This is a genomic window from Pseudomonas sp. NPDC087690 (assembly GCF_044743175.1).
In the GTDB taxonomy this organism is placed as follows: Bacteria; Pseudomonadota; Gammaproteobacteria; order Pseudomonadales; family Pseudomonadaceae; genus Aquipseudomonas.
Window position 1 is genome coordinate 1 of sequence record NZ_JBIUVX010000071.1, and the last position, 10,581, is coordinate 10,581.

At 59.6% G+C, this 10,581-nt stretch carries 7 protein-coding genes, 2 tRNA genes and 1 pseudogene; 5 read left to right on the forward strand and 5 right to left on the reverse strand.

Annotated features, from left to right (window positions below; genetic code table 11):
* The coding region (locus tag ACIPIZ_RS28660) for an adenylosuccinate synthase (protein ID WP_401168865.1) at nt 1-1,105 on the forward strand (1,105 nt) is incomplete at its 5' end.
* A gap of 140 nt (nt 1,106-1,245) precedes the next feature.
* Nucleotides 1,246-3,180, forward strand: a complete 1,935-nt coding sequence (locus tag ACIPIZ_RS28665) for a methyl-accepting chemotaxis protein (protein ID WP_064388827.1) — start codon at nt 1,246-1,248, stop codon at nt 3,178-3,180.
* 91 nt (nt 3,181-3,271) lie between these two features.
* Here the strand turns inward: ACIPIZ_RS28665 and ACIPIZ_RS28670 are convergent, their stop codons facing one another.
* The 5 genes from ACIPIZ_RS28670 to ACIPIZ_RS28690 form a co-directional block, all read right to left on the reverse strand.
* Nucleotides 3,272-4,837 (reverse strand): iron ABC transporter permease, encoded by a 1,566-nt coding sequence (locus ACIPIZ_RS28670; protein ID WP_064388636.1) that lies wholly within the window; start codon nt 4,835-4,837, stop codon nt 3,272-3,274.
* Nucleotides 4,837-5,847, reverse strand: a complete 1,011-nt coding sequence (locus tag ACIPIZ_RS28675) for an extracellular solute-binding protein (protein ID WP_105705877.1) — start codon at nt 5,845-5,847, stop codon at nt 4,837-4,839. Before ACIPIZ_RS28675 ends, ACIPIZ_RS28670 begins: the two co-directional genes overlap by 1 nt.
* Before the next feature lie 12 nt (nt 5,848-5,859).
* Nucleotides 5,860-6,117 (reverse strand): hypothetical protein, encoded by a 258-nt coding sequence (locus ACIPIZ_RS28680; RefSeq protein WP_236428890.1) that lies wholly within the window; start codon nt 6,115-6,117, stop codon nt 5,860-5,862.
* A 22-nt stretch (nt 6,118-6,139) separates the two neighbouring features.
* Nucleotides 6,140-6,226 (reverse strand) — tRNA-Leu (locus ACIPIZ_RS28685).
* A 180-nt stretch (nt 6,227-6,406) separates the two neighbouring features.
* Nucleotides 6,407-6,493, reverse strand: a tRNA-Leu gene (locus tag ACIPIZ_RS28690).
* Between the two features lie 225 nt (nt 6,494-6,718).
* Here ACIPIZ_RS28690 and rnr point away from each other — a divergent pair.
* The 3 genes and pseudogenes from rnr to ACIPIZ_RS28705 form a co-directional block, all read left to right on the forward strand.
* On the forward strand, nt 6,719-9,349 hold the full coding sequence (rnr, locus tag ACIPIZ_RS28695; protein ID WP_122855519.1) for a ribonuclease R: 2,631 nt from the start codon (nt 6,719-6,721) through the stop codon (nt 9,347-9,349).
* On the forward strand, nt 9,346-10,113 hold the full coding sequence (rlmB, locus tag ACIPIZ_RS28700; RefSeq protein ID WP_007915843.1) for a 23S rRNA (guanosine(2251)-2'-O)-methyltransferase RlmB: 768 nt from the start codon (nt 9,346-9,348) through the stop codon (nt 10,111-10,113). Before rnr ends, rlmB begins: the two co-directional genes overlap by 4 nt.
* Before the next feature lie 306 nt (nt 10,114-10,419).
* A pseudogene (locus tag ACIPIZ_RS28705) lies at nt 10,420-10,521 on the forward strand (30S ribosomal protein S6); the annotation flags it as partial.
* Between the last annotated feature and the right edge of the window lie 60 nt (nt 10,522-10,581).

The following is a 10,581-nucleotide window of genomic DNA, read 5'->3' on the forward strand; positions in this document are numbered from 1 at the left end:
CGAAGGCGAGCAGAGCCTGATCGGCAACGGCGTGGTGGTTGCACCTGACGCCCTGCTGAGCGAGATCACCAAGCTGGAAGAGAAAGGCGTACCGGAGCGCGAGCGTCTGCGTATCAGCCCGTCCTGCCCGCTGATCCTGTCCTTCCACGTGGCGCTGGATCAGGCCCGTGAAAAGGCCCGTGGCGAGCTGAAGATCGGTACTACCGGTCGCGGCATCGGCCCGGCCTACGAAGACAAGGTCGCGCGTCGTGGCCTGCGTGTTGGCGACCTGCTGAACATGCCGCGCTTCGAAGACAAGCTGCGTGAACTGGTGGATTACCACAACTTCATGCTGGTCGGTTACTACAAAGAGCCGGCCATCGAGTTCGAAAAAACCCTCGCCGAGTGCAAGGAATACGCTGAGCTGCTGAAGCCGCTGATGCTCGACGTGACCGCTGAGCTGCACGACCTGCGTCGCGCCGGCAAAGACATCATGTTCGAAGGCGCCCAGGGTTCGTTGCTCGACATCGACCACGGTACCTACCCGTACGTGACCAGCTCCAACACCACCGCCGGTGGCGTGGCGACCGGTTCGGGCGTTGGTCCGATGTTCCTCGATTACATCCTGGGCATCACCAAGGCTTACACCACTCGCGTCGGTTCGGGCCCGTTCCCGACTGAGCTGTTCGACGAAGTCGGTGCGCACCTGGCCAAACAAGGTCACGAGTTCGGCGCTACCACCGGCCGTGCCCGTCGTTGCGGCTGGTTCGACGCCGTTATCCTGCGTCGCGCTATCGATGTGAACAGTATCTCGGGCATCTGCCTGACCAAACTGGACGTACTCGACGGCCTGGAAACCATCAACATCTGCGTCGGCTACAAAGACGCCGAAGGCAACGCTGTTGCTCCGACCGATGCTGACAGCTACGTAGGCCTGCAGCCTGTGTACGAAGAAGTGCCGGGCTGGACCGAATCGACCGTGGGCGCCAAGACCCTGGAAGAGCTGCCGGCGAACGCTCGTGCCTACATCAAGCGCGTTGAAGCGTTGATCGGTGCACCGATCGACATTATTTCGACGGGCCCGGACCGCAACGAAACCATCGTTCTGCGTCATCCGTTTGCTTGATAAGTCGTTGATGTAAAAAAACAAAGGCCCCTTAATCGGGGCCTTTGTCGTTTATGCCTGTTGGACGGCATGACCTTTGCTGTGAATCTGCTTACAAGAGTGCCATCAAATTAATGGCGTCAGAAGTAGAGGTATTCACAGTGTCGGCCGTTCTCTCACTGTTACAAAGCCGTTTGTTGCGACCTGTATTCGTTACCCTTGGTATCGCCCTTTTGGTGCAGGTGCTGGTGGCCGTTGCCCTGACGCGGAGCACCGTCACGGCGCTGGAAGCTGATCTGGCGGTGCGCCTTGGTGCCGACAGCCAGAAACTCTCCGGCGAACTGGAGCAGGCCGGGCGTGAAGTCACGTCGAGTCTCGATAACCTTTCTTCCAGTACTCGTCAGCGTTTGACCGCTGGTTTGTCTGCGCGTCTGAAGGATGAGCAGGCGCAACTGCGCGCGACCCTGGAAAAGGATCTGAAGGATTCGGCCAATGACATGGCACAGTTGCTCGCTTCGGTGGCGCCGCGCGCCATGTGGGACAGCGACGTGCCGACCCTGTCCGAATTCGCTCGCCGGGCCCAGCGCAATCCCAACGTGCTGTTCGTGGTGTACGACGATGCCACCGGTCAGCATCTGACCCGTTATCTCAACCGTGAAAACCCGATCAACAAGGCCTTGCTGGAAAAAGGCCAGGGTGAGCGTGCGCTGGATAAAGTGCTGGATGCGGCGAAGAACGATCCGTCGGTCTATTACCTCGAGGCCTCGATCAATCCCAATGGCGTGGAAATCGGCAAGGTGCTGATGGGGGTGTCCACGGCCTCGGTGGAAACCGATCTGGCAGCGCTGGACAAGCGCTTCACGGCGCTGATTGCCAGCAGTGATCAGTTGGTCGGCGACAGTCTCAAGGGCGCTGCCGCAGACAGTGCCAAAGCCATGCAGTCGCGCCTGCAGTCGGCGCAGTCCACTGCGACCGAGATGAAATCCAATACCGCCAATACCGTTCAGGAAGCAGCGGCAACCTTGCGCTGGCGCATTGGCCTGGGTCTGGCGCTGGTCGGTTGCGGTGTGCTGTTGTTGCTGGCGGTAGTGTTGGGCCATCGCGTGGTCAATCGGCTGAAGATGCTCAATGCAGCGATGGACGATCTGGCTGCGGGCGAGGGCGACCTGACCAAGCGAGTACAGATCAACAGCAAAGACGAAATCGGCGACATGGCTTCGGCGGTCAATCGCTTTGTGGATAAGTTGCAGCCGATCGTGCGCGAGGCGGGCGATGTTGCGCAGCGCACCGGCGTCGAGATTGGCGCGATGACCCTGCGCAATGCCGGTGCAGATGCGGCGGCGGGCATGCAGCGTGATGAAGTGGCGGAGAGTCTGCGCGCACTGTCGCAAATGGCTGATGAGGCGCAGTCGGAAAGCCATGCCATGCAGGCCGCATTGAAGCAGGTTGTGGATATTCGCCAGGCGACTGACGAAAACACTCGTACGTCCGCCAAGGTCGGCAGTCTGATCGAAGCGCTGGCGGGGCAGGTCGATACCGGGGCGAAAGTGATTGAGCGACTGGCGCAGCAAAGCGAGCAGATTGAAGTGGTGCTGACGGTGATTCACGGGATCGCCGAGCAGACAAACCTGCTGGCGCTCAACGCTGCCATCGAAGCGGCGCGTGCTGGCGAAACCGGGCGCGGCTTTGCGGTGGTGGCCGACGAAGTTCGAGCGCTGGCGAGCAAGACACAAAGCTCTACCGGCGATATTCAGGCGCACATCGTCGCGTTGCAGCAGGGCGCGCGGGAGGCGGTCGAGGCGATCGGCCAGGCCGGGCGTCAGGCCAGCGAAGGGTTACTGGTGTTGCGTGACAGTGCGCGGTTGCAGCAATCGGTGCAGACGTCGGTTGAGCAGGTGCACGCGGCGATTGGCCTGGCGACGCAGGCGGCTGCACATCAGGCGCAGGGTGCGCAGGCTGTGCGTGGGCGCGTCGAGACGATTCATGCGCAGGCCGAGAAAGCGGCGCAGGCGGTGGTGGAGACCACGGCGAGTGGCAAGGTGCTGGATGGTCTGGCTGCGCAGCTGAAGGCCAGTCTGGGGCAGTTCAGGGCTTAGTGTCGGCTGGGAGGGCCTCTTCGCGAGCAGGCTCGCTCCTACAGGGGGGACGCATTCCAATGTAGGAGTGAGCCTGCTCGCGATAGCTATTTCAGCGACTCAGATACATCCGCGTCGTCAGCAGATAGACCGGCAGCCCCGATACCAAAATCAACAGCGCTGCATAAGGCGCCGCCGCCGCAAACTCAACATTCGCGGTATGCGCCCAAACCTCAGTCGCCAGCGTATTAAGCCCGGTCGGACTCAGCAGCAACGTCGCCGTTAGCTCTTTCATCGCATCCAGAAACACCAGCGCAAACGCCGCACCCAATGCCGGGAAGATGATCGGCAACGTCACCCGGCAAAACGCCGTGAACGACGAAGCGCCCAGCGTGCGTGCAGCCTCTTCCAGCTGCGGTGCAGCCTTGTTCAGGGCTGTGCGGATCGGCGCCTGTGCCAGCGGCAAAAACAGCAGCGCATAAGCGATCAGCAACAGTCCCGACGTTTGATAAAGCGCCGGGACGTAGTGCAGCGCGAAGTACACCAGCGTCAACGCAATCACCAATCCTGGCAGCGCATGCAGCAGATACGGCAGGCGCTCAGCCCAGATCGCCAGTTGGCCTTTGTAGCGCACCACCAGCAAACCGACCGGCACCGCCAGTGCCAGACACAGCGCCGCGCCGCCAAGCGACAACGCCAGCGACGACAGCAGTGCTTCGGTAATCGCTGCCACCGGGAATGCCGCCGAAGAGCCCACCGCCAGCCAATACGCCAACATCCCCAACGGAATGCCGCTGCCAACGACGGCCAGCATCAGGCAATACAACTGACCGACTGCGCCCCAAGGCCCAAGCCGAACCTGTTCAGCACGACGCGCCGCACCTTGACCTGTACGCACATGCCGGCCTTTACCGCGTACGCGCAACTCCAGCCACAACAGCACCAGACACAACGCCAGCAGCACAGCAGACAGCATCGCCGCGTTGGCATTGCTGAATTCCAGTTCGAATTGCTGGTAGATCGCCGTGGTGAAGGTCTGCAGGCCAATAATCGACAGTGCGCCGAACTCCACCAGCATGTGCAAGGCAATCAGCAGCGACCCCGCCAGCAGTGACGGCCAGAGCAGCGGCAGGGTGACGCGGAAAAAAACGCCCCAGCGATTCTGTCCCAGCGTGCGCGCCGACTCTTCGAGGGATGGATCAAGATTGCGCAACGTCGCCGCCACCGGTAAGAAGATCAGCGGGTATTTAGACAGGCTCATCACCAGAATCGCCCCGCCAAGGCCTTCGAACTGCGAACTCAGCGAGACCCAAGTGAAGCTGCTGACAAATGCCGGTACCGCGAACGGCAGGCACAAAATCACTCCCCACAGACGCCGTCCCGGCAGATTGCTGCGTTCCAGCAGCCAGGCCAGCGACAGGCCGATGACGCCGCACGTGAGGGTTACGCCAACCATCAGCGCCAGAGTATTGCGCAGCAGGCCGAATACATACGGGCGCCACAACAAGTGCAGCGCCTCGGCCCAGCCGGCCTGCCAGGCTTTGAGCCCGACATAAGCGAGCGGCAACAGGCTTAGCACTACCAGCAGCAACACCGGCAACACCAGCCAGATCGATGGCCGCTTGCGCTTTGGTACGTAACCCCCGCGCGGGGCGGGGGCGGATAACGATGCGGCCATCAGTTCAAGCCAACTTCACGTTCCAGCTCCAGCGCTTCTTCGGCATTGCCCAGATCGGCCGGCGTTACATTCGGCGCTTCCAGTTCGCTGAACGGCTTGAGCCCGCGATCCGATTCCATGCCTTTGTGCAGCGGGTATTCGGCGGTGGTCTGAGTGATCACGCGCTGGCCTTCTTCGCTGGCCATGTAGGCGAGGAATTGCTGTGCTTCTTTTGGATGTTTGCTGGATTTCAGCACGGCAGCGCTCGATACAGTGATCAGGCCGCCCGCATCGCCGCCAGTGAAATAATGCAATTTCGAATCAAGTTTGCCTTTCTCGCGTTGCAGGGCAAACCAGTAGTAGTTGTTGACCAGCACTGTGGCGACTTCGCCGTTTTCCACCGCTTTGAGGGCGACCATATTGTTGCTGTAGGTCTTGCCGAAAGCGCGCAGGCCGGTCAGCCATTCTTCTGCGGCGTCACGACCGTGCATCTTGATGATTGCGACAGCCTGTTCCTGAAACGCGCCGCTGGTCGGGACGAAGCCGACCTTGCCTTGCCATTGCGGATCGGAAAACTCCATCACCGATTTCGGCAGGTCTTTTTCATCGACCAGTTTCGGGTTGTAGGCGACAACGCGAACCCGCGCTGTCACACCGATCCAGGTGCCGTTACCGGCGACATATTTTTCCGGCAGAACGGCCAGCGTGGCGTCATCGGTCTTGGCCAGCAGGCCCAGTTCGCCGAGATTGTTCAGCGGTGGCGACTCCTCGGTGTAGATCACGTCGGCGGGGGAGCGGTCGCCTTCTTCGATGATCTGGCTGGCGAGTTGATTGCTGCTGCCCTTGCGCACGTTGACGTGAATACCGGTCTTGGCTTCAAAGGCTTTGGCGATCGCGTCGCCGACTTCTTTATGCTGGCCGTTATAGAGAGTCAGGGAAACCGGATCGGCAGCCTGGGTGAGGGGAGTGGCGAGCGCCAGGCCGAGGAGGGTGAAGGTCAGGCCTCGGCGCAGGGTATTTCGAAACGTCATTCGCAGGGTTCCTCACTGTCGCATTGCAAAAACTTGCAACAATGATAAACGATATTGTTTCTCAAGTGCGCCTTGCGAGAGGCCGCCAGCTCTGATACGGCGGGCTACGCTGAAATGTAGGAGCTGCCGAAGGCTGCGATCTCTTGATCTTGCTCTTTGAAAAAACAGGATCAAGAGATCGCAGCCTTCGGCAGCTCCTACAGTGGGATTCTGGTTTTCTGGAAGGCAGAAACGCAAAAACCCGCTTTCGCGGGTTTCTGTGAAATCCAAGGCCGTAACCTTGAATTTGAATTGGTGCCCAGAAGAAGACTCGAACTTCCACGACCGTAAGGTCACCAGCACCTGAAGCTGGCGTGTCTACCAATTTCACCATCTGGGCAATCATCGCGAGCGTTGCCGCTGTTGATGTGGCGCACTATACGGAGCGCCTTTTGATCTGTAAACCCCTGATTTGATTTTAATAAATCAGTTTTAAGAAAACCCGGGCTTAGAATGCAAAAAACCCGCTTTCGCGGGTTTTGTGTGAGTCTTAAAACTGATCTAGTCTCAAACTCGAAATTGGTGCCCAGAAGAAGACTCGAACTTCCACGACCGTAAGGTCACCAGCACCTGAAGCTGGCGTGTCTACCAATTTCACCATCTGGGCAGTATCGGCAACGCTGTGCGTCGTCGATGGCGCGCACTATACGGAGCGTCTTTTTAACTGTAAACCCCTCTCAGCAAAAAACATGATTTTTTTTACCGGCGGTGTGCAAAACGGCTTCCAAGTGACGCTGCAGGCCCTGATATGGGCCTTATAGAGTCGGAAATTTCCCGTTTCATGGCGCCTATGCCAAACTAACCCGCATATAGACAAGGTGAAAACTCTCTAATGGCCGATTGGCAGTCCCTCGATCCCGAGGCCGCTCGTGAAGCGGAAAAATATGAAAACCCTATTCCTAGCCGCGAACTGATCCTGGCGCACCTCGCCGATCGGGGTTCGCCTGCTGCCCGCGAGCAACTGGTCGAAGAGTTCGGTCTGACCACCGAAGACCAGATCGAAGCCCTGCGCCGCCGTCTGCGCGCCATGGAGCGCGACGCACAACTGATCTACACCCGTCGTGGCACCTACGCGCCGGTCGACAAGCTTGACCTGATCCTCGGTCGCATCAGCGGTCACCGTGACGGTTTCGGCTTCCTGGTGCCGGACGACGGCAGCGATGACCTGTTCATGAGCCCGGCGCAAATGCGTCTGGTGTTTGACGGTGACCGTGCGCTGGCCCGCGTTTCCGGCCTCGACCGTCGCGGTCGCCGCGAAGGCGTGATCGTCGAAGTGGTCTCGCGTGCTCACGAAACCATCGTCGGTCGCTACTTTGAAGAAGGCGGCATCGGTTTTGTCGTTGCCGACAACCCGAAGATCCAGCAAGAAGTGCTGGTGACGCCGGGCCGCAACGCCAACGCGCAGATCGGTCAGTTCGTCGAGGTGAAAATCACCCACTGGCCGACGCCGCGTTTCCAGCCGCAAGGCGATGTGGTCGAAGTGGTCGGCAACTACATGGCGCCGGGCATGGAAATCGACGTTGCGTTGCGCACCTACGATATCCCGCACGTCTGGCCTGAAGCGGTTCTGAAAGAAGCCGCCAAGCTCAAGCCGGAAGTCGAAGAGAAAGACAAAGAGAAGCGCGTCGACCTGCGCCATCTGCCGTTCGTCACCATCGACGGCGAAGATGCCCGCGACTTCGACGACGCTGTTTATTGCGAAGCCAAGCCGGGCAAGCTGCGCCTGTTCTCCGGCGGCTGGAAGTTGTACGTGGCGATTGCCGACGTTTCCAGCTACGTGAAAATCGGTTCGGCGCTGGACAATGAAGCGCAAGTGCGCGGCAACTCGGTGTACTTCCCCGAGCGCGTCGTGCCGATGCTGCCTGAGCAGCTGTCCAACGGCCTGTGCTCGCTGAACCCGCACGTCGATCGTCTGGCCATGGTTTGCGAGATGACCATCTCCAAGTCCGGCGAAATGACCGACTACTGCTTCTATGAAGCGGTGATCCACTCCCACGCTCGTCTGACCTACAACAAAGTCAGCGCGATGCTGGAAACGCCGAAAATCACCGAAGCGCGTCAGCTTCGCGGTGAGTACAACGACGTTCTGCCGCACCTCAAGCAGCTTTATGCGCTGTACAAGGTGCTGCTGGCTGCCCGTCACGTCCGTGGCGCGATCGATTTCGAAACGCAGGAAACCCGAATCATCTTCGGTACCGAGCGCAAGATTGCCGAAATCCGTCCGACCACCCGTAACGATGCGCACAAGCTGATCGAAGAATGCATGCTGGCGGCCAACGTGGCCACCGCCGAATTCCTCAAGAAGCATGAAATTCCTGCGTTGTATCGCGTCCACGATGGTCCGCCGCCGGAGCGTCTGGAAAAACTTCGTGCGTTCCTCGGCGAGCTCGGCCTGTCCCTGCACAAAGGCAAGGACGGTCCATCGCCGAAGGACTACCAGGCACTGCTGGCGAGCATCAAGGATCGTCCGGATTTCCACCTGATCCAGACCGTAATGCTGCGTTCGCTGAGCCAGGCGGTGTACAGCGCTGACAATCAGGGCCACTTCGGCCTGAATTACGAAGCCTATACCCACTTCACTTCGCCGATCCGTCGTTACCCGGACCTGCTGACGCACCGCGCAATCCGCAGCGTGATCCATTCGAAACAGGACACCCCGCACGTTCGTCGTGCCGGTGCGATGACCATTCCGAAGGCGCGCATCTATCCGTACGACGAAGCGGCACTGGAGCAGCTTGGCGAGCAATGCTCGATGAGCGAACGCCGTGCCGATGAAGCGACCCGCGACGTCGTGAACTGGCTCAAGTGCGAGTTCATGAAAGATCGTGTGGGCGAGTCTTTCCCGGGCGTGATCACTGCGGTGACCGGTTTTGGTCTGTTCGTCGAGCTGACCGATATCTACGTCGAAGGCCTGGTGCACGTCACCGCGCTGCCGGGCGATTACTACCACTTCGATCCTGTGCATCACCGCTTGGCGGGCGAGCGCACCGGTCGTAGCTTTCGTCTCGGCGATACCGTTGAAGTGCGCGTCATGCGCGTTGACCTCGACGAGCGCAAGATCGACTTCGAGATGGCCGAAAAAACCATCAGTGCGCCGATCGGCCGCAAGAAGCGTGGTGCTGAAACTGCCGCACCAGCCGCGAAGGAAAAAGCCGAAGCTGCGCCAGCGAAAACCGCTGGTCGCCGTCCGGTCAAAGAGAAGGCCGCCGAAGCCTATCGCCCAAGCGACGCTGTGGCGAAAAACGCCGAGCTGCGCAAAAGCCGTGAAATGAAGAAGGCTCTGCTTTCCGACGCCAAAAACGGTGGTAAAGCGGCGCCTGGGGGAAAGACCGGGCGGTCGGCGCCTGAAAAGGCCTCCGGCAGCAAGCCAGCAAAACCGAGCAAACACCGTAAAGGCCCGCCAAAAGCGGGTTCTGCTCCAGCCAAAAGTGGCGGGGCACGTAAACCGAAGGCGAAGTCATGAGTCAGTTGGAAAAAATCTACGGTGTTCACGCGGTAGAAGCGTTGCTGCGTCACCACCCGAAGCGCGTCAAGCAGATCTGGCTGGCGGAAAGCCGCAACGATCCGCGCGTGCAGACGCTGGTTGAACTGGCCAACGAAAATCGTGTGCAGGTCGGTCAGGCCGAGCGCCGCGAAATGGATGCCTGGGTTGAAGGCGTTCACCAAGGCGTAGTCGCGGAAGTGAGTCCAAGCCAGGTCTGGGGCGAGGCGATGCTCGACGAGTTGCTCGACCGCACCGAAGGCGCGCCACTGTTGCTGGTGCTCGACGGCGTGACCGATCCGCACAACCTCGGTGCCTGCCTGCGCTCGGCCGATGCAGCCGGTGCGCTGGCGGTGATCGTGCCGAAAGACAAATCGGCAACCTTGACGCCGGTCGTGCGTAAAGTTGCTTGCGGTGCGGCAGAAGTGATTCCGTTGGTTGCGGTGACTAACCTTGCGCGTACGCTGGAAAAACTTCAGCAGCGCGGTCTGTGGATTGTCGGCACAGCAGGCGAAGCCGAGGTCAGCATTTATGACCAGGACCTGACCGGCCCGACCATACTGATCATGGGCGCCGAAGGCAAAGGCATGCGTCGCCTGACCCGCGAACACTGCGACTATCTGGTGAAATTGCCGATGGCCGGCAGCGTCAGCAGTCTCAACGTCTCGGTCGCCACCGGCGTGTGCCTGTTCGAAGCGCAGCGTCAGCGCGGTGCAAAAGCCAAGGCTGCTACCAAGAAGTCTTGATCTGCTGCAAATCCCCTGTAGGAGTGAGCCTGCTCGCGATAGCGGTGCAACATTCAGCATCAAAGTTGAATGTTACCCCCTCATCGCGAGCAGGCTCACTCCTACATTGTTTTGTGGGAAGGCGAAGATCGGTAGTTGTTCAAATAATCACCAATTGCCTTGCACCTCTTCTGTCCCTTCTCTACAATTGCGCCCCTTGCTGTGACGGCAGGCACGCATGTGCCCCGCGCCGGCAAGTCCATAAGTGTCATTCACTCCTTGTCTGACCGTTTTTGAGCGGCAGGCTACAACCCGTAAGGAGCATTCATGCGTCATTACGAAATCATCTTTTTGGTCCACCCGGATCAAAGCGAGCAAGTCGGCGGCATGGTTGAGCGTTACACCAAGCTGATCGTATAAGACGGCTGCTAAATCCACCGTCTGGAAGATTGGGGTCGTCGTCTACTGGCCTACGCAATCTACAATGTT